Consider the following 23,464-nt stretch of genomic DNA (forward strand, 5'->3'; position numbering starts at 1 on the left):
AGGTCTGACCTTCAAGGAACCGATTTTGTGAAAAATGCGGCTGCAATCGATGGCCGCAAGGAGAGGATGACCGATGACCACCACCACCATTGCCCCCGAGGCTGGGGCGGCTTCCGCAAGCTCCGGTTATGGTCGGCCTGACTTCGATGCGATCAGCATCGGTGCGGGCTTTGCCGGCATTGCCCTCATCCACTACCTGCGCGAGGCAGGCCTTTCCATCCGCGTGTTCGACCGTGCGTCCGATGTCGGCGGGACCTGGGCCTGGAACCGCTATCCGGGCGCTGCAACCGATAGCGAGAGCTACTACTACTGCCTGACCTTCTCGAAGGAGATCCTGCAGGAGTGGAAGTGGTCGAAGCGCTATCCGGGTCGCGAGGAGACGCAGGCCTACATCAAGTTCGTCGCCGAGAAGTGCGACATGATGCCGCATATCCAGCTCAATACCGAGATCACAGAGGCGCGCTATCTGGCTGACAAGGGCTGGTGGCAGGTCACGACCGGCACCGGGGAATCGTTTACCTGCAAGTACTTCATCAGCGGAATGGGCATGATCTCGCAGCCCGAAATTCCTGCGATTCCAGGCATGGGCAGCTTTAAGGGTCCGCTGTTCCACTCCTCGCGCTGGCCCGAGGGGCTCGATTATGCCGGCAAGCGTGTCGGCGTGATCGGCGCCGGGGCGACCGCGGTGCAGATGGTGCCGGAACTCGCCAAGACGGCGGCGCAGGTGACCCTGTTCCAGCGCACGCCGAACTACATTCTCCCCGCCATGCAGCGTCCGATGACGCCGGAGTGGGAGAAGGAGATCAAGGACAACTACGACGCGATCGTGGCCAAGTGCCGCAATCATGTGTTCGGTATGGCGTTCGACAGCCCGGTCGGGCGCAACGTGCTCGATACGCCGCCCGAGGAGCGCCAGCGCATCTTCGAGGAAAACTGGACCGGCAGCTTCCGCTGGGTGTTCGAGACCTTCGACGACCTGCTGGCGAGCCCCGAGGCCAACAAGCTCGCCGGAGATTTCATCACGAGCAAGATGCGGGAACGGGTCAACGATCCCGAGATCGCCAATCTGCTCTGCCCGACCTACGACGACTACCCGCTCTTCGCGAAGCGGCCGCCGCTCGATCACGGCTACATGGAGGCCTTCAACCGCGACAATGTCCGCCTTGTCGACATCAAGAAGCGTGAACCGATCGTCGAGATAACCGAGACCGGAGTGCGCACAACGCAGAACGCGTTCGAATTCGACATCATTGTCCTCGCCACGGGCTTCAAGGCCTATACCGGCGCACTCGAAGCCTTCCCGATCATCGGCGCCACCGGGCAGACGCTGAACGAGAAGTGGGGCACGGTTTCGGGCAGCATCATGGGGGTCTGCGTTGCGGATTTTCCCAACATGTTCATGGTCACCGGACCGCAGGCGCCGTTTGCCAACCTGCCGACCTCGATCGAGCAGAACGCGATCTGGATCAGCGCCTGCATCCGCAAGATGGAGCACGAGGGCTGGAAGACGTTCTGGCCCAAGGCGGAGGCGGAAGCGGCCTGGACCAAGCAGACCGCCGACATCCATGCGCAGACGCTGATGGCGCAGGGCGACAAGGTCAATTCGTGGATGATGGGTGCCAACCGTGCCGACAAGGGCGCGCGCGTACTGATCTATTTCGGCGGCGCGAACTTCTATTATGACGCGCTCGACCAGTCGGCGGCAGCGGGCTTTCCCGAGCTCGAATTCCGCAACTAGATTGGCTTCGGCACGATCGGTTGTGCAGCAAACTGATGGCCGGGCCATGCCGGTTGGGCTGCCGCAATGTTCGGACTTCCTTGGCTACATTGATAACGATGGTGATCCGTTCAAAGGCAACTGGTCGGTCAGCCCGGCTTACAATCTCGACCAAATGGGACTGACCGGCCGGATCAAGATCGACCTGGGTTTTGCCGAGCTGACTTCAGTGACCGGCTATATCGACATGGACCGGCAGTGGTCGGCCGATACCGATGCGGGGCCGCTGCCGCAGCTTGACTTCGTTACCGACGACAAGGTGAACCAGTTCTCCCAAGAGTTGCGCCTGGCCGGGAAGTCCGCCCTGGTCGACTGGCTGGTTGGTGGCTTCTATTCGAGCGACCATGTCCAGACGTCCTACTCGGGCAATCTCACCGCGCTGTTCAACACCACCACCTTCACCTCGTCCGACCAGCGATCAAAGTCCGGCGCGGTGTTCGCGCATGGGGAATGGCGCCTGGCCGAAACCCTGACGGCGGTCACTGGGCTGCGATACACGACAGAGAACCGCACAAATGTTGGCGGAACGACCGACTTGGTCTCACGGGCGTCGGGCAGCTTCCTGACGATGGCGCCGTTCGGTTCGCCCCCGATCCCGATCGCGGTCAGCAATGCGAAGATTTCCGATACGAACTGGTCGTGGAAACTGGGACTGAACTGGAAGCCCAGTGCGAGCCTGCTGGTCTATGCCTCGGCCACTCAAGGCATCAAGAGCGGCGGGTTCTTCGCCGGCGTCGCCACCACTTCCGCGCAGCTGCTGCCCTATCGCCCGGAAAAGCTGATTGCCTATGAACTGGGGATCAAGGGTCGCGCGAATGGTCTAGGGCTGAGCTATTCGTTGAGCGGCTTCTACTATGACTATAAAGACGTGCAGACCTTCATCCGAGATTTCGTGGGCGGACTGCCGATCCAGCGCCTCGGCAATGTCGAAAGTGCCGAAATCTATGGGCTTGATGCCGACCTGACCCTGCGGCCCAAGGCGATCCCGGGCCTAACGCTCTCGGCCGGCGCGGGCCTGCTTCACTCTAGAATCGGCAGTTTCACCTCGTCGAGCGGCGTTGTCCCGGCCGGCAACCGCCTGCCCGATGCGCCCAGCCTCAGCCTGAACCTGGGTGCGTCCCACGAATTCACCGTGGCGGGCGATGTGTCCGCCCGGCTGGCGATCAATGGCCGATACCAGTCGCGTACCTTCAAGGACGCGCTCAACGATCCGATCATTGCGGTGAGCGGCTATTGGGTATTGGATGCGCGCGCCTCGATCCTCAATCAGGGCGATTGGGACGTGTCGATCTGGGCCAAAAACCTGGGTGACCGGCGCTATGTCACCCAGGGGGTCAACCAGACCGTTCTGGGCGTCGGCTTCCGGGTTTATGGTGCGCCGCGCACCTATGGCATAAGCTTCAGCAAGTCCTTCTTAGGAGCGGGGCCCGATGACGAAGATCAGTGGTAATGTCGCCCCCGGGTTCGAGGGGGTCAGGGAAGCCTTTGCGGCAAATTTCAGCGAGCGCGGGGATGTGGGCGCTGCCTTTTGCGTCGTGCGCAATGGCGAAGTGGTCGTCGATCTCCATGGGGGGCTAGCCGATCGCGAAAGCGGCCGCGAATGGTCAGCCAAGACGCTGGCCAACGTCTGGTCGACCACCAAGGGCGTGACCGCCGCTTGCTTTGCGATCCTGGCCGAACGCGGCGGGATCGATTTCGATGCCCCGGTAGCCCGCTACTGGCCCGAGTTTGCCGCGAACAGCAAGCAGGACGTGACCGTGGCCATGCTGCTGTCACACCAAGCGGGGCTTTGCGGCTTTCGCGCCCCCACCGTAACCGCGGCCTTCTACGATGCCGAAGCGGCAGCAGCGCAGCTAGCCGCAATGGAGCCATTCTGGGAACCTGGCACCCAGTCCGGCTACCACGCGATCACGATCGGCTTCCTGGCGACAGCGCTCTTCCGCCGTGCCGAAGGGCGGACCATCAAGCAGTTCGTGGAAGATGAGCTGGGGCATCTTGGCATCCATATCGGACTGCCCAAAGGGCTTGGCGCCAGGGCCGCTACTATGATCGCCCCGCCCGAACTGAGCACGGCCAACATGGTGCCCGAATTCACCCCGGCCCAGGCTGCCGCCCTGGCCAACCCGGTGATCGACCCGCTTTTGCCCAATGCGTCCGCCTGGCGCGCTGCGGAAATTCCCTCGGCCAACGGCTTTGCTACCGCGACTGGCCTGGCCCGGCTGTATGGCGTCCTGGCCCATGACGGCATGTTGGACGGGCGCAGCCTAGTATCGGCCGAAGTGCTGGCCAATGCCACGCGCGAACGGATCTGCGGCATCGATGCTGTGCTCAACGTTCCCGCCAGCTGGGGCTGCGGGTTCCTGCGCAGCAGCAATGGCCTGTATGGCCCCAACGAGGGCGCGTTCGGGCATTCCGGGTGGGGCGGCTCCTTCGCTTTTGCGGATCCTGCCGCCGGGATCGGCATGGCCTATTCGATGAACCGCATGGGGACCGACCTGATGGGCGATCCCCGCAACGTAGCGCTGATTAATGCCGTTTACGAGTTGCTTTGAACCTAACGCCAGTTAATCGCCCTTCTGGTTCGCAAAGCCGCCGTTCTGGATCGTCAGCAACCACGGTCAAAGCGGGAAGCCTATTCTTCGCCACACGAGTGGAGGGTTCCGCCGTAACCTGCCGTTCCAAGGCGGGTTGTCGTCCGGCGGGTTTGTCCCAAGTTCCGCTGTAGCTTCTGGTTAGTTGATGAGGCTCGTGCGGGGGGGCATGGAATTCTCCACAGAGTCAGCAGGCCCGCGCCTGGGGCAGCCCAAGGATCCTCCAGTGCGGCGTTCCCTTACCCGATTGATGGCCGCACTTAGGCTTCAAACAACATCCGCAAAGAGAAAAAAGTGGGCACACCGTACGCGACTTGTCGCAGCTTGGAAGTGGCGGAATCGTTAGGATAAAATGCACATTTTAAGCACCATGTCGCTTTCCCGTCACTTTAACTTGCAGATTCCCGAAGCAAGTCAGTGTACCGTGGCGGTACGGCTGTGCCGCGCAAATGCTTACTCAGCATGTTCTTGACATGTTCCGGTGGCTACAGTAATTTAACCGGGCCTTTCGCAGGGTGACCAGGCTCCTTCTTCCGAAGGAATCTGTGAATGTTACGACCCAAGTATCTCCAAGTCTGCGGCTCGAATAGGCTCTCCCCTTCTGCGCGCGGGGCCAACGCTAACGGCTATGGTCTGTGCCTACCAGTGCACGCAGCCCTTCATCGCAATGTCACAGGCCTGAACGGGGAGGCGGGCCAGTGATCCGCCGCACCAGCCACTCCGTTCCTCCCGCTGGTGAACAGTTAGGCCTGCCTTTCGACCAGCATCCGAAGCGACCTACTCCCCCTGCGGGGTCTCCGCTTGATCCGCTGACCGTGCGCGTTGCCGAGGCTGTCCGGCTGACAGGCCTGTGCCGGTCGAAGATCTACGAACTGATCGCTTCGGGCGATATCGAGACGGTGAAGGTCGGCCGCTGCACTCTGATCCCCATGGCGAGCCTGCGCGCGCTTGTCGGGCAGGCGAACAGGTAGCTGGCTATCAGGCAACGGCTGCCAGCCGGCGCCGCATCGACTTGTGGTTCTCCGTGCCCTTCAGCGCGTCGAGATAGTCCGACCACCATTGCGCCATCTCAACGCGCTCCCTCCAGTGCGTGCCGCGATGATAGGCAGCGCGCACCTTGTCCTTGTCGCCATGAGCCAGGGCGCGCTCGATGGCATCGGACGACCATTTGCCCGATTCGTTGAGCAAGGTGCTGGCCATCGCCCGGAAGCCGTGGCCAGTCATTTCGTGGGTTGTGTAGCCAAGCCGGCGCAGTCCACCGTTGAGCGTGTTCTCGCTCATCGGCCGAGCGCGGGTACGGACCGAAGGGAACACAAAGCCATTGGGGCCGGTCACGTATCGCAGGTCCTTGAGCAGTTCGACGACTTGCCGCGACAGCGGCACATGGTGGGCTCTTCGCATCTTCATCTTCTCGGCCGGGATCGTCCAGACACATTCGTCGAGATCGATCTCGCTCCACAAGGCGTGACGCAGCTCGCCCGGCCGAACGAAGACATGTGCTGCCAGCAACAGGGCTTGCTTGGTGATGCCGAAACCTTCGTAGGAGTCGATAGCCCGCAAGAGCTCGCCAACCTTCTCCGGCTCAGTTATTGCGCCGTAATGCGTGACCTTGGGCGTCAACAGCGTCCCGCGCAGATCGCGTGTCGGATCGGATGTGATGCGGGCTGTCGCAACGCCATACCGGAAGACGGCGCCAGCTAACTGCAGCGTCCTGCGAGCACTTTCCAGATTGCCCTTGCGCTCGATCCGGCGGACAGCCTCAAGCACGTCGATTGGGGCGATATCGGCAATCGGGAGTTTACCGATCGAGCCATCGAGCAGGCTCAGCAGGTACTCGCATCGCGCAGCCGTTGCAGGAGCCCAAGCGCCCGAGCCGTCACGCTTGCGCTTGGTGCAGTATTCCTCTGCGACCAGAGTGAAGGTGCAGCCAGCCACCGCTTCGGCGTGCTGGCGGGCCTTCACCTTCTCCCGCGATGGATCCAGCCCAGCGTAGAGCTGCTCGCGCGCCGTGTCGCGGCGGCGACGCGCCTCGCTCAGGCTTATTTCGGGATAGGGACCGATCGAGAGCTTCTTCTCGATCCCGAGGTGGCGGTATTTGTGCCGCCAGAGTTTGCTGCCGTTCGGCTGGACCTGAAGATAGAGTCCGCCGCTGTCGCCCATTTTGTAGGGCTTGGCCCTCGGCTTGGCGTTTCGGACCGCAGCGTCTGAAAGCGGCATTGCGTCACATCCCTCGACCCGAGGCCCCCAACTTGGGGGCCTTCCACCTTGACGCTGGGGGCCTTGCCTTTTCCAAGGCCCCCAAATGGGCTGGAAGCAGGTGGAAAACGAGGGCTCTCAGCGACCTGATGAACGCAAGAATACCGCTCATTTCTGCGGGTTTCAACGATGTCAGTGGACGCCGGTGGACGTGAAATTGGAGCGGGTAGCGGGAATCGAACCCGCATAGCCAGCTTGGAAGGCTGGAGCTTTACCACTAAGCTATACCCGCGGCGCATCGGCCTCTGCCACGCCGCGCGGCTTCTCGTCAACCTTCGGACCTTTGCATCTTGCGCCATTCGTCGTGCGCCTTGCCCTGCCTCGTCGCAGCGGCTATTGTTATGTTGCATAACCTAATCCGGAGAGCCTCGTGTCCGATTCTGCCCAGTCCGCCCCTGTCCTCCCGGCGCTCGAGCGGCTCCTGCGGCCGCGTTCGGTCGCGGTGGTCGGCGCTTCGGACAAGCCGGGTGCGCTCGGTACCACGTTGCTCTCCAACCTCGATGCCAACGGCTTTGCTGGCGAGATCTATCCGATCAACCCCAAGCGCGAGAGCCTCGGCGGGCGGGCGTGCCTGCCGGGGATCGAGGCGCTGCCTGATGGCGTAGACGCTGCCGTCCTCGCCATCCCGCGCAGCGGTGTGCTCGATGCGGTGAAGGCGCTCGCCGCGCGAAAGGTCGGCGGGGTGGTCATCTTTGCCGCCGGGTTTGCCGAGGGTGGGGCGGAGGGTCTCGCCGAACAGCGCGAGATCGCCCGCATCGCGCAAGAGGCCGAGATGGTTCTCGAGGGTCCCAATTGCCTTGGCCTCGTCAACTATGTCGACCGCATCCCGCTGACCTTCGTCGAGACGGACGCTCGGCCGCCCGCGGGCGGGCGCGCCATCGGTGTGGTCTCGCAGTCCGGCGCCATGGCGGCAGTGCTCGGTACCGTGCTCCTCGCCCGGACATGCGGCGTGTCATACTCGGTCTCGACCGGCAACGAGGCGGCGAGCGGCGTCGAAGACTACATCGAGTGGTTGATCGACCAGCCCGATACTCATGTCATCGCGATGATCGTCGAGCAGTTCCGCAAGCCCGCGCGTTTCCTCGCCGCCGCGGCGCGTGCAGCTGCTGCGGGGAAGCCGATCGTCCTGCTCCACCCCGGCACCTCCAGCGCCGCGCGCGAATCCGCGGCGACCCATACGGGCGCGATGGCGGGCGACTATGCGCTCATGCGGGCGAAGGTCACCCGCGCCGGGGTGATCATGGCCGAAACCTTGGAAGAGCTGGGCGACATCGCCGAGATCGCGCTGCGCTGCCCGGCGCTACCTTCGGGGCGCACGGCGGTGCTGGGCGAATCGGGCGCGTTCAAGGCGCTCACGCTTGATCTGGCGGAAACGCTGGGTCTGCCGCTCGCACCGCTTCATGATGCGGATTCGCCCGCCTTGCGCGCCGCGCTGCCGCCCTTCGTGCCGGTCAGCAATCCGCTCGACATCACCGCGCAGGGCCTTTCGGAGCCTGCGATCTACACCCGCTGCCTCGATGCACTGCTTGATGATCCGCGCGTCGGCACCGTGCTCGCGGGGATCATCCAGGCCGAACCGGTCACGTGCGCCATCAAGTTCCCGCCGATCCTCGCCGCCGCGACGGCCAAGCCGCTCACCAAGCCGCTGATCTTCGCCGGGCTAGACGAAGGCGCCATCGTTCCTGCCGACTACATCGCCCAGCTGCGCGCTGCCGGGGTGCCGTGGTTCCCGACCACCGAACGGGCGCTGCGGGCGATCACGCGGCTGACGCAGTGGTCTGCCCGCGATACGAGCGCCAACACCGAATCGCCGCTGGCGGTCCCCGGCCTTGCTGATCACTTCGGAGTCGTTCCGGAGTATCAGGCCAAGGCGCTGCTCGGCCCGCTTGGCATTCCTTTCCCTTCGGGCACGTTCGCGGCGAGCGTAGACGACGCTGTCGCCGCTGCCGACGCGCTCGGCTACCCGGTTGCGATGAAGGCGCAGGCTGCCGCGCTCAGTCACAAGAGCGACGCAGGCGGGGTGATCCTGAACCTCGCCGATGGCGCTGCCGTCCGTGCGGCATGGGGCAGGATGCACGCCAGCGTCGCGGCCTATTCCGACGCAATCACGCTCGACGGCGTGTTGATCGAGGCAATGGGCGCGCGCGGGGTGGAAATGATCGTCGGCGCCAAGAACGATCCCGAATGGGGGCCGGTCCTGCTGGCGGGCTTCGGCGGCGTCACGGCGGAAATCCTCGGTGACGTGCGCCTGCTCGCGGCGGACATGACGGCCGAAGCGGTCGAAGCCGAACTGATGCAGCTGAAAAGCGAAGCAATCCTGGCGGGTTATCGCGGCGCGCCTGCGCTCGATGTGCCCGCTCTCGCTCAGCTCATCGTCACGCTTGGCCGCGTGCTGCGTGCCGAACCCTCGATCCGCGAAGTCGATCTCAATCCGGTGATCCTGCATCCCAAGGGGCAGGGCGTCGTCGCGCTCGATGCTTTGATGCTGGTCGAGGGGTGATCAGCGCGCCGCCTGGCGGATCTGGCCCGGCTTCTCCGCCTCGGCAATCGCGGCGCGGGTGATCGGCTCCATGATCGCATAGCCCTTGGCGTTCGGGTGAATGCCATCGGGCGCCACGTCGGGGTTCAGTCCCCCTTCCGCGTTCGCCAGCGCGCCGTGATAATCGGCATAGACCAGCCCGCGCACCCGGGCGAGTTCGCGCAGCCACGCATTGAGCGCCACGACCTGGCGCGCCGGGCTGAGCGCGGGTTTCCACGGGAACTTCGCGGCCGGCAGGATGCTGCCCAGCACCACGCCGATGCCATTTGCGCGCGCAATGTCGACCATCGCCATCACGTGGTTCTGGTACATCTCGGCGCTGTTCGGCCCGGTGTTCCCGGCAAGGTCATTGGTGCCGATCATGATGTGCACCACACGCGGGCGCAGGCGGACGACGTCCTGATAGAACCGCACAAGCACCTGCGGGCTCGTCTGCCCGCTGATCCCTCGTCCTACCGCGCCCCCGGCAAAGAGGGCGGGGGCCAGCGCAACCCAGTTCTCGGTGATCGAATCGCCGATGAACACCACGCGCGGCGGGGCTGCGAGCTGCTTGTCCGCTTCGACATACTTGCATTCCCACGCCCAGTCATATTGCCGGACATAGGGATGGCTGTACGAAAGACCTTGCTGCTTCGGGCACGGGCGCTCGAGCATCCCATCACCGGGCGGTGCAACGCTCACCGGCGGCGAGGCCGTCTGCGCGAATGTCGGGGCAGACCACAGCAATAGCGCCGCCGCGAACCCCCGCTTCATCAGATGATTCCCACCGCCTTGCCGGCGCGCTCGAAAATCCCGGCGATCACCTGAACCTGTTCGGCCGAATGCTCGGCGCACAGCGAGCACCGCAGCAAGGTCATCCCCGCCGGGGTCGCGGGCGGACGGGCGAGGTTCACATAGAGCCCCTCGCGCAGCAGCGCTTCCCACATCATCGCACCGCGCTCCAGATCGGGCATGATCACCGCGATGATCGCGCTCTGCGGCTCATCAGTGCCCAGTTTGAAGCCGAGGCCGGTCAGCGCGCCATGCAGTGTGCGCGAATTCTCCCACAAGTGCGCGCGCTTGTTCCCGGCGTGCATCAGCTTGCGGATCGAGGTGGCCGCCGTCGCCACCACGCTCGGCGGCAGGCTCGCGGTGAACACATAGGGGCGGCAGACGAGGCGCATGATCTCGAACTTCGGGTGGTTCGAAACGCAGAAGCCGCCGACCGTGCCGACCGACTTGGAGAAGGTGCCGATCACGAAGTCGACATCGTCCAGCACGCCCTGGTCCTCGGCCACGCCGCGACCGTTGGGCCCGATGAAGCCCATCGAATGCGCTTCGTCGACCAGCACCATCGCGCCATGCGCCTTGGCGATGCGGATCATCTCCTTCAATGGCGCGATATCACCCAGCATCGAATAGACGCCTTCGAGCACGACCAGCTTGCCCGCGCCTTCGGGAATGCGGCGCAGGCGCTTTTCCATCGCCTCGATATCGTTGTGCTTGAACGGCACGACTTCGGCGTCGCCCATCTTGCAGCCGTCCCAGATCGAGGCGTGGCTGTCGATATCGAGCACGATGTAATCGCCCTTGCCCGCGATCGTGCTGATGATGCCGAGGTTGGCCTGGTATCCGGTCGAGAACACCATGGCATGATCCATGGCGTAGAATTCCTTGAGCGCCTCTTCCACCGCGCGGTGGCCCGCGTAAGTGCCGTTGAGCACTCGGCTTCCGGTGGTGCCGCTGCCGTAGTCGTCGAGCGCCTGCTTGCCCGCCGCGATCACGTCGGGGTCGAAGGTCATGCCCATATAGTTGTAGGTGCCGAGCAGGATCGTCTCGCGCCCGTTGCAGATCGCGGTGGTAGGCGAGAGCACCTTTTCCATCACGAGGCTGAACGGATCGGTCACGCCCGTCGCCAGCAGCGAACGGCGCGTCTCGATCATCGCGTCGAACTTGGAAAAGAGGTCCGCCGGTGCGGCCTGAGGCGGGGTCATGTCGTTCATGTGTTTCAGCCCTGCAGCTTGGTCACGGCATCGATCAGCTGGCCGTAGGTCTCGATCTCGGCCTGCTGGTTCATGCTGATGATAATGTCGAATTCATCCTCGATGGCAGCCACGAAATCCATGACCGTGAGGCTGTCCCACTCCAGATCCCCGGCGAACGAGGTCGTCTCGTCGATCGCAACGTCGTTCTTGTTGAACGGCTCGATCACTTCGGCAATGCGGGCGGCGGTGGCGGCGCGATCCATCAGTCTGTTCTCCGGCTTTGAGGCGCCCTTGCCCCAAGAATAAGGCTGAAAAGCGGCCAACCGCACCGCTTGTCAAGCGCTGCGGCGCTGTGGCATCCCCGGTTATCTCGCCCATGCGGGCAGCGCGAGCTTGGGAGAGCGCCCTTGGCCGAACCGACACCCCCCGCCGAGCCGCCGAAGGCGACGCCGTCGCCGCTCTCGCCCTCGGGTTATTCGAACCACGCGATCCACCTCGTCCGCACCGTGCAGGCGATGAACCTCACGCTCAGCCAGATGGCCGATTCCAAGGCGTCCATCCTGATGGGCGCGACTTTCGTGGTGTTCACGATCACGATGGGGCAGGCAAAGAACGGCCACTTGCCCGCCTCGCTGCTTGTGCTGGCCACCTTCGCCTTTGCCTCAGCGATGTGCGCGGTCTTCGCTGTCCTGCCCTCGATCGGCAGGCCGGGGCCAAGCGCGCGGCTCAACAAGCTGTTCTTCGGTACTTTCACCGCAATGGACGAGGAGGAATGGACGCAAAGCGTGCTGGCCGATCTCAAGTCGGACGAGGGCACTTTCCGCCTGATGCTGCATGACATGTACCAGAACGGGCAGGTCCTGCAGCACAAGAAGTACCGCTACCTCGGCTTTGCCTACCGCCTGTTCATGGCGGGGCTGACGCTGACCGTGGTGGTGTTCATCGGCGAGTATCTGGTGGCGCGGGGGTAAAGTATGCGGCAACTCCTTCGGATTTATTTCCTCAGTACATTGGCGTTAGGATTATCAGCCTGCGATCGAAAAGCAGAAGATGCATCTGCGAGGTATGACGCGATGGAGGCATCAGGGGCAACAAAGGCACAGCTTTGTCGCGCTGCTCAAGAAGCGGAGATTGAATGGCGTCTGCGTAAGGATACAAGCAACACGAATCTGTGGGAGGCAAAAAGGCTGGGAGATTGTATTGAGGCGAGCATGTGATCTGAGGCTTCAAATCGTGCGAGATTTAAGCGCCGACGAAGATCGATGGTTGTTCCTCACACCAGCGCCTTTACTGCCATCATGAACGGCCCGATCGAGACCGGCTTGGCGAGGTACCCCTCCGCCCCCGCCTCGCGGATGCGTTCCTCGTCACCCTTGCCGGCATAGGCAGTCACCGCCAGCACCGGGATCGCGCGCAAGGCAGGATCGCCCTTGAGGGCTTCGATCAGTTCGAGGCCCGAGATATTGGGCAACTGGATATCCATGATGATCAGGTTGGGAACGAATTCCCGTGCGCGAACAAGCACATCGCGTCCGTCTGCGAGCGGTTCAACCGCGAAGCCGCCCGCCTTGAGCACATCGCAGAACAGCTTGCGGTTGAGGTCGTTGTCCTCGACAACCAGTATTCTTTTTGCCACTGAGCCCCGATATCCTCATGCCGCCCCGCACTCTTGCCTAATCGCCCCGGAAGGCCCTGACAATCGCCCGCGAAGTCGCCCCCATGCCCGATCCTGCCGCCACCGCGCTGCAGGCGCTCGGCTGGGTGCTCGCTGATGGCGACCGAGCCGAGCGGTTCCTTGCGCTGACCGGGCTCACCCCGGATGAACTGCGCAGTGGTCTTGGCGACCCGGCGGTGCAGGGCGCGGTGCTCGAGTTCCTCTGCGGGCATGAGGCGGATCTGATTGCGGCGGCAGAAGCGCTCGGGCTTTCCCCGGCAGCGCTCGCAGCCACCCGGGAGAGACTGTGATGACGAAACCGCTGGTGATCAGCGATTGCGATGAAGTGCTGCTTCACATGGTGGCGCCCTACAAGGATTGGCTGGGCGAACAGCACGGCATCGATTTCATCATGGAAAACAGCGATTTCGGCAAGGCCATGCGCTATGCCGGCACAGGCGATGCGGTCCCACCGGCAGAAATCTGGCGCCTGCTCGGCCTGTTCTTCGATACCGAAATGCACCGCCAGCCTGCCATCGCCGGCGCGGTCGAGGGCATCAATGCACTGGCAGAACACGCGGACGTGGTGATCCTGACGAACCTGAACGACGAACGCCGCGAAGCGCGCGCGCGCCAGTTACAGAACGTCGGCATCACGGCGCGTGTCTTCACCAACCAGGGGCCGAAGGGGCCTGCGCTCAAGGCCATCCTTGACGAATATCAGCCCAGCCGCGCGGTGTTCATCGATGATCTGCCGCAGCACCACGGTTCGGTCATGGAGATCGCACCGCATGTCAGCCGCCTCCATCTCTGCGGCGAACCAATGATCGCGCGCCATATCGATTGTGCCCATGTCAAGGGCCACGCCCATGCCCGTATCGACCAGTGGGAGCATGCGCTGCCCTGGCTTATGGACCGCATTACCGGAGTGAACGACGATGAGTGACACCGCTGCGAGACTTGCCGAACTTGGTATCACGCTGCCCACGCCCGCCGCGCCCGTCGCCGCCTATGTCCCAACGGTTGAGGCCGGCGGCTTCCTCTATGTCTCGGGGCAGGTCTCGTTCGTCGATGGCGAACTGGTCAAGGGCCGGCTGGGCGAGAATGTCACCCTCGAGGAAGGCGTGATCGCCGCGCGCGGCTGCGGGCTGATGCTCCTCGCGCAGGCGCAGGCCGCGCTTGGTTCGCTCGACCGGATCGCGCGTGTCGTGAAGCTCGGCGCCTTCATTTCGTCGACTCCCGATTTCACCGACCAGCCCAAGGTCGCCAACGGCGCCTCCGAACTGATGGTCGCGGTGTTTGGCGAGGCGGGCAAGCACAGCCGCAGCGCGGTTGGCGTGCCGGTTCTTCCCCTTGGCTGCGCAGTGGAAATCGATGCTGTATTTGCTCTCCATTCTGCTTGATCGCCTGCTGGCGCCGCCCCCGCAGGCGGAGAAGGTGGCTTGGCTCAAGGGCGTGACCTATGCGCACCGCGGCCTCCATGGCCCCGGTCTGCCGGAGAACGCGCTATCGGCCTTCGCCGCCGCGATCGAGGCGGGCTACGGCATCGAATGCGATGTCCAGCGGAGCAGCGACGGTCAGGCCATGGTCTTCCACGATTGGGAGCTCGACCGCCTGACCGCCGAAACCGGCCTCGTCATCGAACGCAGCGCCGCAAAGCTCGGGCAGATCAAGATCATCGGCAATGATGAGGACACGATCCCCAGCTTGCGCCAGCTGCTCGATCTCGTCGCCGGCCGTGTGCCCTTGCTGATCGAGGTAAAGACGCGCCCCTCCACCCGCATCCCCGCGATCTGCCTCGCCGTGCGCCGCATGCTCGAAGGCTATCGCGGCCCGGTCGCGGTAATGAGCTTCGATCCGCGCGTTTCTCGCTGGTTCGCCCGCCATTCCAGCCATATCGTGCGCGGCCTCGTGATGATGGAGGAAGGCAGCCGCACGCTCTTCGCGCGCACCCGCCGTCACATCGCACTGTGGCAGGCAAAGCCCGATTTCCTCGCCTACGACATCACCGACATGCCCAGCCGATTCGCCGGTTCGCAGCGCAAGCGGGGCTTCCCGGTGCTGACATGGACGGTCAATTCGCCCGACCTCATGGACCGCGCGCTCAAGCATGGTGATGGCCCGATTGCCGAGGGGGCGGGGATCACGAGAGCCGTCCGCTCGTGAGCATCACCGCGCGCGTCCACCACGCTGTCGGCGAGATTCCCGCCGCCGAGTGGGACGCGCTGGCGGGCACAGGAAATCCCTTCACCAGCCACGCTTTCCTGACCCTGCTCGAGGAATCGGGCAGCGTCGGCGGGCGCAGCGGCTGGTCGCCCTTGCCCCTGGTGATCGAGGATGCCGCCGGTGTCGCCGCCGCCGCGCTCCCCGCCTATCTCAAGGGCCACAGCCAGGGCGAGTACGTGTTCGATCACAGCTGGGCCGATGCCTGGCACCGCGCGGGCGGGCAATACTACCCCAAGCTCCAGATCAGTGTGCCCTTCACCCCCGCTACAGGTCCGCGCCTGCTGACGGGCGAGCATCCTGCACTCGGCGTCCCCCTGCTGCGCGTCGCCGAACAGATTTGCGAGCAGAACTCGCTCTCCTCCGCCCACGCCACCTTCATCGAGCCCGCTCAGCTGCCGGTGTTTCAGGAAGCCGGCTGGCTGCTGCGCACCGATACCCAATTCCACTGGGACAACGACGGCTACGCCAGCTTCGATGATTTCCTTGCCGCACTGTCCTCCGAGAAGCGCAAGAACCTGCGCAAGGAGCGGGCCAAGGCGCAGGACGGGGTCAAAATTCGGCAACTCACCGGCGATGCCATTCACCCCGAACACTGGGACGCGTTCTGGCAGTTCTATCAGGATACCGGCGCGCGCAAATGGGGCCGACCCTATCTGACGCGCGAGGCCTTCACCCTGATGGGCGAGCGCATGGCAGACCGCATCCTGCTGGTCGTGGCCTTCCTTGGCGAACGCCCCATCGCCGGCGCGCTCAACTTCATCGGATCGGAAGCGATCTACGGACGCTACTGGGGGGCGGTCGTCGACAAGCCCTTCCTGCACTTCGAACTGTGTTACTATCAGGCCATCGATGCGGCCATCGCACTAGGGCTGAAGCGCGTCGAAGCAGGCGCCCAGGGCCAGCACAAGCTGGCGCGCGGCTACAAGCCGGTGCCGACATGGTCGGCGCACCACATCACCGACCCCAATTTTCGCAGCGCTGTCGCCGATTTCCTCGAACGCGAGCGGCAAGGTGTCGCGCAGGAACAGCTGTGGCTGGGTGAACGCACGCCGTTCAGGAAGGGCTGAAATCTCTCAGATCCTCTCCATTTTTGCCGAAGGCACAAATGGGGAGGTGACAGCCCGCAGGGCTGACGGAGGGGTAAATTCCGCGAACTCTCAAGCCGCCTGGCTGTCGCTCCGCATCATCCGCAGCCATTCGCGCGCGCGGCGCTGGGCTTCGGCGATTTCGCGCGCGGTCATGTCGTCCGACACTTCGGCGCGGCAGGTCGCGGCTTCCTCGTGGCCGCCCACGGCGGCGAGGTTGAACCACTTGTGCGCCTCGATCAGATCGCAGGGCGCGCCGTGGCTGCCGGTCGAGAAGGCGACGCCAAGGTCGAACAGCGCGTCCATGTCGCCGGCTGCTGCGGCAGCAAGGCAGGTCGCGACGAGCGAGTCGGTGGCAGCGCAGTCCATCGCGCCTTCGGATGCTTCGGTCTCGGAAACCAGCTTGATCCACGTCTGAGCCATAACCATTCCCCTGTCCCCCCGTGCCGCAATTCCAGCTTGGCCGGGCAAGGACAAAGTCAACAATCTTGGTCAACAATTGGTTAACGCCGAAAAAAAGAGCCTAGGTAAGGGGGCTGGGTACAACTTCGCCGGGCTCCGGAGGAAAACCTTGTACGGTTTCCGTGACTTGCCTATAGGCCCGCCAACCGGGAGCCGCGGGCGTTCCAGTTGCGGACGTCACGGCGGCCGATGGTCGCAAAAGCACGTGCTTGGAGGGCCGTAATGGCTGGTGTGTTGGGTGACGAAATCGACGTTCTGGCCAAGGCGCGCCGGGCCATGCCCAGCGATTATCTCCCGTCCGATGACGAACCCTACATGGGCGAGGCGCAGCAGGACTATTTCCGCCGCCTGCTGCTCGAATGGAAGAAGTCGATCCTCTCCGCCTCGGCCGGCACGCTCTCCGCGCTGCAGGATGGCCCGATCCGTGAGCCTGACCTCAACGACCGCGCTTCGAGCGAGACCGAATGGGGCATCGAGCTGCGCACGCGTGATCGCCAGCGCAAGCTGATCGCCAAGATCGATGCCGCGATGCGCCGGATCGATGAAGGCGAATATGGTTACTGCGAAGTCACGGGTGAACCGATCGGGCTCGGCCGTCTGATCGCCCGTCCCATCGCCACCATGACCGTCGAAGCGCAGGAAGCCCACGAGCGGCGTGAGAAAATCTCCCGCGATATGTGACATTCGGCGCGCGGAAACATGTCGGCGCCAGACTGTCCCGCTCCGGTACAGCCTAAGCAAATGTACCTTAACGCCGCGCCGAATTAAGGTTCCGTTAGCCACCCTCGCTTAGCAATCCGCGAGAAAGTTCTGCGACTTTCTTCGTGGCGTCCGGGCGGCTCATCGTCCCGGACGTGGAGGCCTCCTTTGGCAGATGAGACGGAATCCGGGCGTGACTGAACTCGATCATCGGCATGTAGGGCGAGACAGCCTGTTTCTCATGGCGGACGTGCGTCTCGCCGGGGCGGGCGACGAGCACCGCGTCAAGGTTCGCAACCTTTCGGGCGGCGGCATGATGGCCGAAGGCCACGTCAAGGTTACCCGCGGCGCCAAGCTCGAAATCAATCTGCGCAATATCGGCTGGGTCGAAGGCGTCGTTGCCTGGATTCAGGAAAACCGTTTCGGCATCGCCTTCCTCGAGGAGATCGATCCCAAGCTCGCGCGGGAGCCGATCGCGATCCAGCCTGATTCCACGCCGCGCTTCGTCAAGCCCGTGATCGCCACGATCGATCCGGCGCGCATCCGCAAGATCTAGAAAGAATTCTGATGATTCCCGGGGGCATGCCGCCCTTCCGGCGCTGACCCACGCGGTCCCCTGTGCTAGCACCACAAACAATGGTGCGTGGTTTCCGCCTCTCCGTGGCTGCCGCCCTGGCCCTCGCCGGGCTCGGCGCGCTGGTGCTTGGCGTCTCGGCCTGCGGACGGCGCAGCGAAGGGCCGCTGCCGATTGCGCTCATCGGTGATCGCAGCGCGCTTGATACCAGCAGCTTGCGCCTTTCGCCTGCTGCCCGCACCTTGCGCGGCGCGACGGTCGAAGGTCTCGTCAGCTTCGATGCTGAAGGCCATATCGTCCCGGCCATCGCCGACCGCTGGATCATCACCGACGACGGGCAGAGCTACATCTTCCGCCTGCGCGACGGCACCTGGCCCGGCGGCTCGCGCATCACTGCCGAGACCGCCGCCACCGCGCTGCGCAGGGCCATCGCGCAGCTCAAGGGCACCGCGCTCGGGCTCGATCTCGCCGCCATCGAGCAGGTCCGCGTCATGGCGGACCGGGTGATCGAGATCGATCTCGTCGCCCCCGTACCCGATCTGCTCACCCTGCTCGCCCAGCCCGAACTCGGAATGCCCTATGCCCGGCGCGGCTCCGGGCCCATGGGTCTTGCCCGGCGCGGCAATGGTGTGGAACTCTCGCTGATCCCGCCGGAGAAGCGCGGCCTCGTGCCCGAAGAGGGCTTCTCCAGCCGCGCGCGCAGCCTCGTTGTCGATTTCCTGCCGGCGACAAAGGCGGTCGACCGCTTCAACGAAGGCGCGGCGGATCTGGTGCTCGGCGGACGCATCGATTCGATTCCGCTCACGCAGCAGACCGGCCTCGCGCGGGGCAATGTCCAGCTTGATCCGGTCATTGGCATGTTCGGCCTGCTGGTCGAGCGCGATGACGGTTTCCTCGCGGAGGCCCCCAATCGTGAGGCCCTGGCCCTCGCCATCGACCGCGATGCGATCATCGCCGCGTTCAACATCGCCGGTTGGCAACCCACCACGCGCATTGTCTCCGCCGGGGTTGAAGGCGATGCCGGCACGGTCGGCGAGCGCTGGGTCGGCGTCGCGCTCGAGCAACGCCGCGCGCTCGCCGCCGAGCGGGTCACGCGCTGGATGGCCAGCGGCAAGTCCGCGCCCCTGCTGCGCATCGCCGCGCCAAACGGGCCGGGCACGCGCCGGGTGATCGATCTCATCGCGTCAGATTTCAAGGCCATCGGCATCGTCACCGTGCAAGTGGCGGAAGACAAACCGGCGGACCTGCGTCTGATCGACGCGACCGCGCGCTACGGCCGCGCCTCGTGGTTCCTCAACCAGCTCGCCTGCTCGGTCCACAAGCCCGCCTGCAACATGGCTGGCGACCAACTGCTCGAGCAGGCCCGCCGCACCGCCGATATGCGCGAACGCGCGCGGCTCCTCGGCGAAGCGGAGGCCGAGATTACCTCGGCCAATCCCTATATCCCGATTGCCCGCCCCTTGCGCTGGTCGCTGGTGCGCGCGGGCGTCACCGGTTTCGCGCTCAACCCATGGGGCTGGCACCCCTTGCCGCCGCTGGCCGCGCTGCCGCGCTAGCCACCGACCTCAGAAATCGATCGCGATTCCGTTCCGCTCCCAGTCGCCAAAGCGCGTGGGATCAAGGCCGTCGGGATCGTCGCGCTTCTCGGCCTCGCGCGGCTCCGGCGCGGGCGCGGTGGACCAGTGATCGGGCCGGGTGAAGCTGCCGGGCCGTTTGGTGGCGCGAGGCGTTTCCTTATCCATATCACTTCCCTGCATCGCCGCGCCGCATTGCGCAATTGCCAAAGGGGGCACCGCGCGCGATAGGCTCACCAATGGCTCGTCCTTCTCCCCAAACCGATGAACTCCCGGGCGTTCCCGCCCGCCGTGCCGCGCTGCGCCTGCTCGATGCGGTGCTGCGCCGGGGCGATCCGCTCGATCAGGCCGCGCCGCCGGTGCTGCGCGCGATCGAGCGCGGCGATGACCGCGCCCTCGCGCTTGCCATCGCGCAGGAGGCCTTGCGCTGGCTCCCCGATCTCGACCGCCTGATCGATGGCGCCACCCGCCAGATTCTCCCCAAGGACGCCAAGGCCCGCAGCGTCCTGCGCCTGATGCTCGCGCAAGCCCTCCGCCTTGGCCTGCCGCCGCATGCGGTGATCGCCACCGGGCTGCCGCTCCTGATTGGGGGGCCGCGCCGCCTTGCGCACGGCGTCTTCTCTGCCGTGCTGAAGGGCGCCAATGACGAGGGGGGCCTGCCCGAAAGTCCCGCACTCCCTGCCGCTACGCTCGAACGCTGGAGCACGGCCTGGCCCGACCGCGTCGAAGCCATCGCCAAGGGTCTCGCCGTCCCGCCGCCGCTCGATCTCAGCTTGCGCGATCCGGCCCGTACCGATGAATGGGCCGAACGTCTCGGCGGCACCTCGCTCGCCCCCGGCCACGTCCGCCTCGCGCGCTCCGGCGCCATCGAACAGCTCGAAGGCTTCGCCGAGGGCGCGTGGTGGGTGCAGGACCTCGCCGCCTCGGTGCCTGCGCGCCTGCTCGGCCCCGGCGAGGGCCGCCGCGTCCTCGATCTCTGCGCCGCGCCCGGCGGCAAGACGATGCAGCTCGCCGCCGCCGGCTGGCACGTCACCGCGCTCGACAAGTCCGCGCGCCGCCTTGAACGCCTCAAGGAAAACGTCGCCCGCGTCGGCCTGTCGGTCGAAGTGATCGCCGCCGACGCCATGCAGTGGCGACCGAGCGAACTTTACGACGCCGTCCTGATCGACGCGCCCTGCAGCGCCACCGGCACCTGCCGCCGCCACCCGGACGTGCTCCACCGCCTGATCGACCAGACCGGCCTCGAAGACCTCCAGCGCGCCCTCCTCGAACGCGCCTCGGGCGCCATCCGCGCCGATGGTCGCCTCGTCTACGCGGTCTGCTCGCTGGAGCCGGGGGAAGGGGAGGCGCAGGCGGCGTGGGTCAAGGCGCTCGGCCCTGTCCCCATCACCGCCGATCAGCTTCCCGCCGGCCTCACGTCCACGCCCGATGGCTGGTTCCGCAGCGACCCCGGCATGCTGGCGGAGCATGGCGGAATCGACGGCTTTTTCGCGGCGATGTGGGGGAAGTAGGCCTTACGCCTTCACCTTCGCCGCAAAGCTCTTGCGCAGCTTCTGCAGCTTGGGCGGGATCACGGCGAGGCAGTAGGGATTACGCTGGCCTTCGCCCTGCCAATACTCCTGATGGTAGTCCTCCGCCGGCCACCATTCCGCCGGGCCTTCAATCGTCGTCACCACCGGCTTCGGATTGGCCGCGGCGGCCCGCGCAATCGCCGCGTCCATCGCCGCGCGCTGCTCGTCGTCCACCGGGAACAGCGCCGAACGGTACTGCGTGCCGACATCGTTGCCCTGCCGGTTCAGCGTCGTCGGATCGTGCGTCGCGAAGTGGATGTCGAGCAGATCATCGAGCGAGAGCAGCTCGGGATCATAAGTCACCCGGATCGCCTCCGCATGACCCGTCGTCCCGCTGCACACCTGCTTGTAGGTCGGGTTCGGGCTCGTCCCGCCGATATAGCCGCTCTCGACATCGATCACGCCCACCACATCGCGAAACACCGCCTCGGTGCACCAGAAGCACCCGCCCGCCATGATTGCCTGCGCCATTCACTCGTTCCTTGCTGTCAGTCGGTTACCGCGTCAGATAGGAACGAACGACCCGGTTGTCATCGCCTCCTGCCCGCTTAGGTTGCCACTTCGCCCGAATCGCCTCCGGAGTTACCCAAATGCGCAAAGCCGCCCTGCTCCCCGCCCTCATGCTTGCCGCAGCTGCTGCAGTGCCCGCTGCGCTCCATGCCGCGCCGGAAGCCCCCGCCGTCGCCACTGCCGATCCCGAAATGGCCAAGGTCCTCGCCGATCCCCGCCGCGACAGTGACCGCGTCCGCGACGCCTTCCGCCACCCCGCTGAAACGCTCGCCTTCTTCCGCATCAAGCCGGGCATGACCGTTGCGGACTACATGCCCTCGAGCGGCTGGTACACGCGTATCCTCGTCCCCTATCTCGGTGACAAGGGCCAGTATATCGGCATCACCGCCGGCCTCGCCACGGCCACCGGCGATACCCGGACGCGCCTCGCCAACTTCCCCGGGTTCTTCCCCGGCAAGGCCGCCGGCTGGACCGGCGTGCCTGCGGCGCGCATCCCCGCCTTCACGCTCGATGCCGTCCCGGCCGAGCGCAAGGGCACCGTCGACCGCGTGATGATCATGCGCGAGGTCCACAACATGTGGCCGGACAACTACCTCTACAACGATCTCGCCGCGATCCGCAGCCTGCTCAAGCCCGATGGCCTGCTCGGCATCGAGGAGCACCGCGCCAAGCCCGATGCCCCCGCTTCCTACACGCTCGGCACCATGGGCTACATGCGCGAGGCCGACGTCATCGCCCTGATCGAAGCGCACGGCTTCAAGCTCGTCGCCAAAAGCGAGATCAACGCCAATCCCAAGGACAGCGCCGACTGGCCCGACGGCGTGTGGACGCTGCCGCCCGTCCTCACCCTCAAGGACAAGGACCGCGCCAAGTACGAAGCCATCGGCGAAAGCGACCGCATGACGCTGCTCTTCGCCAAGCGCCCCTGATCAGGAAAGGCCCCCTCCTCTTCATAGGAGGGGGTTTGGGGGTGGTTGCGGTCAGTCGCCATCCTTTGACATTCCGGCAAAGTCCCCCCAAGTCCCCGCCCATGACCCAGCTCACCGTCGCCGCTCTCCAGCTCGCCCTCAATGCGCCCGATACGCAGACCAACATCGCCGCCGTCTCCGGCCTGGTCGAGGATGCGGCGGCCAACGGCGCACAGGTTGTCCTCCCGCCCGAGCTTTTCGCCGGTCCCTATTTCTGCACGGTCGAGGACGAGGCCCTGTTCGCCCTCGCATACCCGCTGGCCGAAGACCCCTCGGTCAAGGCCATGCAGGCGCTCGCGAAGGGCCTGGGCATTGCCATCCCCACCAGCTTCTTCGAGCGCGAGGGGCACCAATACTACAACACGCTCGCGATGATCGGCCCGGACGGGGAGATCATGGGCACCTATCGCAAGAGCCATATCCCGGACGGCCCGGGCTATGAGGAGAAGTACTATTTCCGCCCCGGCAACACCGGGTTCAAGGTGTGGGATGTGTTCGGCACCCGCATCGGCGTCGGCGTGTGCTGGGATCAGTGGTACCCCGAATGCGCGCGCGCGATGGCGCTGATGGGCGCCGAAGTGCTGTTCTACCCCACCGCCATCGGCAGCGAGCCCTACGATCCGAATCTCGATACCAGCCGCGTCTGGCGCCGCGCGATGGTGGGTCATGCCGTGTCCAACTGCATGCCCGTCGTCGCGGCCAACCGCATCGGCAGCGAATCCGTACAAGGCACGCCGCCCCAGAACTTCTATGGCCACAGCTTCATTGCCGACCAATGGGGCGATTTCCGCAATGAATTCGGCGCCGAGGAAACCGGCGTGCTGATCTCGACGCTCGACCTTGCCGAAGCCGCGCGCCACCGCGCCGGCATGGGCTTCTTCCGCGATCGCCGCCCCCAGCTCTACACCCGCCTTGCCGAAGACATCTGAGGGCAGGTGACCAAACCCTGCATTCCGTTCGTGTCGAGCGAAGTCGAGACACCGCACGCCGCATTTGGTGTCTCGACTTCGCTCG

25 protein-coding genes and 1 tRNA gene are annotated in these 23,464 nt (G+C 65.0%); 17 read left to right on the forward strand and 9 right to left on the reverse strand.

From position 1 onward, the window contains the following. The first annotated feature begins 73 nt into the window (after positions 1-73). The 4 genes from IP83_RS08770 to IP83_RS08785 all read left to right on the forward strand — a co-directional run bounded on the left by IP83_RS08770 (position 74) and on the right by IP83_RS08785 (position 5,339). Positions 74-1,738: an NAD(P)/FAD-dependent oxidoreductase gene (locus tag IP83_RS08770; RefSeq protein WP_082364607.1), complete on the forward strand. Its 1,665-nt coding sequence runs from the start codon at positions 74-76 to the stop codon at positions 1,736-1,738. Further along, positions 1,680-3,227, forward strand: a complete 1,548-nt coding sequence (locus IP83_RS08775; protein ID WP_082364608.1) for a TonB-dependent receptor — start codon at positions 1,680-1,682, stop codon at positions 3,225-3,227. The genes IP83_RS08770 and IP83_RS08775 overlap by 59 nt, the downstream gene beginning before the upstream one ends. Continuing rightward, a complete protein-coding gene (locus IP83_RS08780; RefSeq protein ID WP_054121841.1) occupies positions 3,208-4,329 on the forward strand; it encodes a serine hydrolase domain-containing protein in 1,122 nt (373 codons plus the stop codon). The genes IP83_RS08775 and IP83_RS08780 overlap by 20 nt, the downstream gene beginning before the upstream one ends. Before the next feature lie 737 nt (positions 4,330-5,066). After that, positions 5,067-5,339 carry a helix-turn-helix domain-containing protein gene (locus tag IP83_RS08785; RefSeq protein WP_369817011.1) on the forward strand — a complete coding sequence of 91 codons (273 nt, stop codon included), beginning with the start codon at positions 5,067-5,069 and terminating at the stop codon, positions 5,337-5,339. Between the two features lie 7 nt (positions 5,340-5,346). Here IP83_RS08785 and IP83_RS08790 read toward each other — a convergent pair whose 3' ends face one another. Together IP83_RS08790 and IP83_RS08795 are read right to left on the reverse strand one after the other, a co-directional pair. Then, complete coding sequence (locus IP83_RS08790) at positions 5,347-6,585, reverse strand: integrase arm-type DNA-binding domain-containing protein (RefSeq protein WP_054121842.1); 1,239 nt, start codon at positions 6,583-6,585, stop codon at positions 5,347-5,349. Positions 6,586-6,782: 197 nt separating this feature from the next. Further along, positions 6,783-6,856, reverse strand: a tRNA-Gly gene (locus IP83_RS08795). A 138-nt stretch (positions 6,857-6,994) separates the two neighbouring features. On the opposite strand from IP83_RS08795, the gene IP83_RS08800 reads away from it, so the two are divergent. Further along, the gene (locus IP83_RS08800; protein ID WP_054121843.1) at positions 6,995-9,124 is read left to right on the forward strand and encodes an acetate--CoA ligase family protein; all 2,130 of its coding nucleotides are present in this window, start codon (positions 6,995-6,997) and stop codon (positions 9,122-9,124) included. Here the strand turns inward: IP83_RS08800 and IP83_RS08805 are convergent, their stop codons facing one another. From IP83_RS08805 to IP83_RS08815, 3 genes are read right to left on the reverse strand one after another with little or no spacing between them, the layout of a single operon-like run. After that, on the reverse strand, positions 9,125-9,916 hold the full coding sequence (locus IP83_RS08805; protein ID WP_054121844.1) for a GDSL-type esterase/lipase family protein: 792 nt from the start codon (positions 9,914-9,916) through the stop codon (positions 9,125-9,127). Then, on the reverse strand, positions 9,916-11,145 hold the full coding sequence (locus IP83_RS08810) for an aminotransferase class I/II-fold pyridoxal phosphate-dependent enzyme (RefSeq protein WP_197274323.1): 1,230 nt from the start codon (positions 11,143-11,145) through the stop codon (positions 9,916-9,918). Before IP83_RS08810 ends, IP83_RS08805 begins: the two co-directional genes overlap by 1 nt. A 5-nt stretch (positions 11,146-11,150) precedes the next feature. After that, the gene (locus IP83_RS08815; RefSeq protein WP_054121845.1) at positions 11,151-11,390 is read right to left on the reverse strand and encodes an acyl carrier protein; all 240 of its coding nucleotides are present in this window, start codon (positions 11,388-11,390) and stop codon (positions 11,151-11,153) included. 144 nt (positions 11,391-11,534) lie between these two features. Between IP83_RS08815 and IP83_RS08820 the strand changes: the two genes are divergently transcribed. Then, complete coding sequence (locus tag IP83_RS08820) at positions 11,535-12,098, forward strand: Pycsar system effector family protein (RefSeq protein ID WP_054121846.1); 564 nt, start codon at positions 11,535-11,537, stop codon at positions 12,096-12,098. Positions 12,099-12,400: 302 nt separating this feature from the next. On the opposite strand, the gene IP83_RS08825 is transcribed toward IP83_RS08820, so the two are convergent. Further along, positions 12,401-12,763 carry a response regulator gene (locus IP83_RS08825; RefSeq protein WP_054121847.1) on the reverse strand — a complete coding sequence of 121 codons (363 nt, stop codon included), beginning with the start codon at positions 12,761-12,763 and terminating at the stop codon, positions 12,401-12,403. An 83-nt stretch (positions 12,764-12,846) separates the two neighbouring features. Here IP83_RS08825 and IP83_RS08830 point away from each other — a divergent pair, with 83 nt between their 5' ends. The 5 genes from IP83_RS08830 to IP83_RS08850 are packed head-to-tail and all read left to right on the forward strand — an operon-like array spanning position 12,847 to position 16,074. After that, positions 12,847-13,092, forward strand: coding sequence for a DUF3572 domain-containing protein (locus IP83_RS08830; RefSeq protein ID WP_054121848.1), 246 nt, complete (start codon positions 12,847-12,849; stop codon positions 13,090-13,092). Beyond that, positions 13,092-13,727 carry a hypothetical protein gene (locus IP83_RS08835; RefSeq protein ID WP_054121865.1) on the forward strand — a complete coding sequence of 212 codons (636 nt, stop codon included), beginning with the start codon at positions 13,092-13,094 and terminating at the stop codon, positions 13,725-13,727. Before IP83_RS08830 ends, IP83_RS08835 begins: the two co-directional genes overlap by 1 nt. Then, positions 13,720-14,184 carry a RidA family protein gene (locus IP83_RS08840; RefSeq protein WP_054121849.1) on the forward strand — a complete coding sequence of 155 codons (465 nt, stop codon included), beginning with the start codon at positions 13,720-13,722 and terminating at the stop codon, positions 14,182-14,184. The genes IP83_RS08835 and IP83_RS08840 overlap by 8 nt, the downstream gene beginning before the upstream one ends. Continuing rightward, on the forward strand, positions 14,156-14,947 hold the full coding sequence (locus tag IP83_RS08845; RefSeq protein WP_054121850.1) for a glycerophosphodiester phosphodiesterase family protein: 792 nt from the start codon (positions 14,156-14,158) through the stop codon (positions 14,945-14,947). Before IP83_RS08840 ends, IP83_RS08845 begins: the two co-directional genes overlap by 29 nt. Beyond that, on the forward strand, positions 14,944-16,074 hold the full coding sequence (locus tag IP83_RS08850) for a GNAT family N-acetyltransferase (RefSeq protein ID WP_054121851.1): 1,131 nt from the start codon (positions 14,944-14,946) through the stop codon (positions 16,072-16,074). Before IP83_RS08845 ends, IP83_RS08850 begins: the two co-directional genes overlap by 4 nt. Before the next feature lie 90 nt (positions 16,075-16,164). On the opposite strand, the gene IP83_RS08855 is transcribed toward IP83_RS08850, so the two are convergent. After that, positions 16,165-16,515 carry a sel1 repeat family protein gene (locus IP83_RS08855; RefSeq protein ID WP_054121852.1) on the reverse strand — a complete coding sequence of 117 codons (351 nt, stop codon included), beginning with the start codon at positions 16,513-16,515 and terminating at the stop codon, positions 16,165-16,167. A 261-nt stretch (positions 16,516-16,776) separates the two neighbouring features. On the opposite strand from IP83_RS08855, the gene dksA reads away from it, so the two are divergent. The 3 genes from dksA to IP83_RS08870 all read left to right on the forward strand — a co-directional run bounded on the left by dksA (position 16,777) and on the right by IP83_RS08870 (position 19,383). Further along, positions 16,777-17,235 (forward strand): RNA polymerase-binding protein DksA, encoded by a 459-nt coding sequence (dksA, locus tag IP83_RS08860; protein WP_054121853.1) that lies wholly within the window; start codon positions 16,777-16,779, stop codon positions 17,233-17,235. Between the two features lie 211 nt (positions 17,236-17,446). After that, positions 17,447-17,809: a PilZ domain-containing protein gene (locus IP83_RS08865; protein WP_197274324.1), complete on the forward strand. Its 363-nt coding sequence runs from the start codon at positions 17,447-17,449 to the stop codon at positions 17,807-17,809. Between the two features lie 104 nt (positions 17,810-17,913). Further along, positions 17,914-19,383 carry an ABC transporter substrate-binding protein gene (locus tag IP83_RS08870; protein WP_231624975.1) on the forward strand — a complete coding sequence of 490 codons (1,470 nt, stop codon included), beginning with the start codon at positions 17,914-17,916 and terminating at the stop codon, positions 19,381-19,383. A 9-nt stretch (positions 19,384-19,392) separates the two neighbouring features. Here the strand turns inward: IP83_RS08870 and IP83_RS08875 are convergent, their stop codons facing one another. Further along, positions 19,393-19,569 carry a DUF1674 domain-containing protein gene (locus IP83_RS08875; protein ID WP_082364609.1) on the reverse strand — a complete coding sequence of 59 codons (177 nt, stop codon included), beginning with the start codon at positions 19,567-19,569 and terminating at the stop codon, positions 19,393-19,395. A 71-nt stretch (positions 19,570-19,640) separates the two neighbouring features. Between IP83_RS08875 and IP83_RS08880 the strand changes: the two genes are divergently transcribed. Next, complete coding sequence (locus IP83_RS08880; RefSeq protein ID WP_054121857.1) at positions 19,641-20,912, forward strand: RsmB/NOP family class I SAM-dependent RNA methyltransferase; 1,272 nt, start codon at positions 19,641-19,643, stop codon at positions 20,910-20,912. Between the two features lie 3 nt (positions 20,913-20,915). On the opposite strand, the gene msrA is transcribed toward IP83_RS08880, so the two are convergent. Then, complete coding sequence (gene msrA, locus IP83_RS08885; RefSeq protein WP_054121858.1) at positions 20,916-21,443, reverse strand: peptide-methionine (S)-S-oxide reductase MsrA; 528 nt, start codon at positions 21,441-21,443, stop codon at positions 20,916-20,918. A gap of 119 nt (positions 21,444-21,562) precedes the next feature. On the opposite strand from msrA, the gene IP83_RS08890 reads away from it, so the two are divergent. Beyond that, positions 21,563-22,411, forward strand: coding sequence for a class I SAM-dependent methyltransferase (locus tag IP83_RS08890; RefSeq protein WP_054121859.1), 849 nt, complete (start codon positions 21,563-21,565; stop codon positions 22,409-22,411). A gap of 101 nt (positions 22,412-22,512) precedes the next feature. After that, on the forward strand, positions 22,513-23,379 hold the full coding sequence (gene aguB, locus IP83_RS08895; protein WP_054121860.1) for an N-carbamoylputrescine amidase: 867 nt from the start codon (positions 22,513-22,515) through the stop codon (positions 23,377-23,379). The last annotated feature ends 85 nt before the right edge of the window (positions 23,380-23,464 follow it).

It is taken from the genome of Novosphingobium sp. AAP93 (assembly GCF_001296055.1).
In the GTDB taxonomy this organism is placed as follows: domain Bacteria; phylum Pseudomonadota; class Alphaproteobacteria; order Sphingomonadales; family Sphingomonadaceae; genus Novosphingobium.

Bases quoted from the DNA above. Each gene is read 5' to 3' on its own strand.
- IP83_RS08845 (WP_054121850.1), top strand. From the start codon at position 14,156: ATGCTGTATTTGCTCTCCATTCTGCTTGATCGCCTGCTGGCGCCGCCC.
- IP83_RS08840 (WP_054121849.1), top strand. From the start codon at position 13,720: ATGAGTGACACCGCTGCGAGACTTGCCGAACTTGGTATCACGCTGCCC.
- IP83_RS08815 (WP_054121845.1), bottom strand. From the start codon at position 11,390: ATGGATCGCGCCGCCACCGCCGCCCGCATTGCCGAAGTGATCGAGCCG.
- IP83_RS08835 (WP_054121865.1), top strand. From the start codon at position 13,092: ATGACGAAACCGCTGGTGATCAGCGATTGCGATGAAGTGCTGCTTCAC.
- msrA (WP_054121858.1), bottom strand. From the start codon at position 21,443: ATGGCGCAGGCAATCATGGCGGGCGGGTGCTTCTGGTGCACCGAGGCG.
- aguB (WP_054121860.1), top strand. From the start codon at position 22,513: ATGACCCAGCTCACCGTCGCCGCTCTCCAGCTCGCCCTCAATGCGCCC.
- IP83_RS08890 (WP_054121859.1), top strand. From the start codon at position 21,563: ATGCGCAAAGCCGCCCTGCTCCCCGCCCTCATGCTTGCCGCAGCTGCT.
- IP83_RS08775 (WP_082364608.1), top strand. From the start codon at position 1,680: ATGACGCGCTCGACCAGTCGGCGGCAGCGGGCTTTCCCGAGCTCGAAT.
- IP83_RS08805 (WP_054121844.1), bottom strand. From the start codon at position 9,916: ATGAAGCGGGGGTTCGCGGCGGCGCTATTGCTGTGGTCTGCCCCGACA.
- dksA (WP_054121853.1), top strand. From the start codon at position 16,777: ATGGCTGGTGTGTTGGGTGACGAAATCGACGTTCTGGCCAAGGCGCGC.
- IP83_RS08875 (WP_082364609.1), bottom strand. From the start codon at position 19,569: ATGGATAAGGAAACGCCTCGCGCCACCAAACGGCCCGGCAGCTTCACC.
- IP83_RS08770 (WP_082364607.1), top strand. From the start codon at position 74: ATGACCACCACCACCATTGCCCCCGAGGCTGGGGCGGCTTCCGCAAGC.
- IP83_RS08780 (WP_054121841.1), top strand. From the start codon at position 3,208: ATGACGAAGATCAGTGGTAATGTCGCCCCCGGGTTCGAGGGGGTCAGG.
- IP83_RS08830 (WP_054121848.1), top strand. From the start codon at position 12,847: ATGCCCGATCCTGCCGCCACCGCGCTGCAGGCGCTCGGCTGGGTGCTC.
- IP83_RS08880 (WP_054121857.1), top strand. From the start codon at position 19,641: ATGGCTCGTCCTTCTCCCCAAACCGATGAACTCCCGGGCGTTCCCGCC.
- IP83_RS08790 (WP_054121842.1), bottom strand. From the start codon at position 6,585: ATGCCGCTTTCAGACGCTGCGGTCCGAAACGCCAAGCCGAGGGCCAAG.
- IP83_RS08855 (WP_054121852.1), bottom strand. From the start codon at position 16,515: ATGGCTCAGACGTGGATCAAGCTGGTTTCCGAGACCGAAGCATCCGAA.
- IP83_RS08810 (WP_197274323.1), bottom strand. From the start codon at position 11,145: ATGAACGACATGACCCCGCCTCAGGCCGCACCGGCGGACCTCTTTTCC.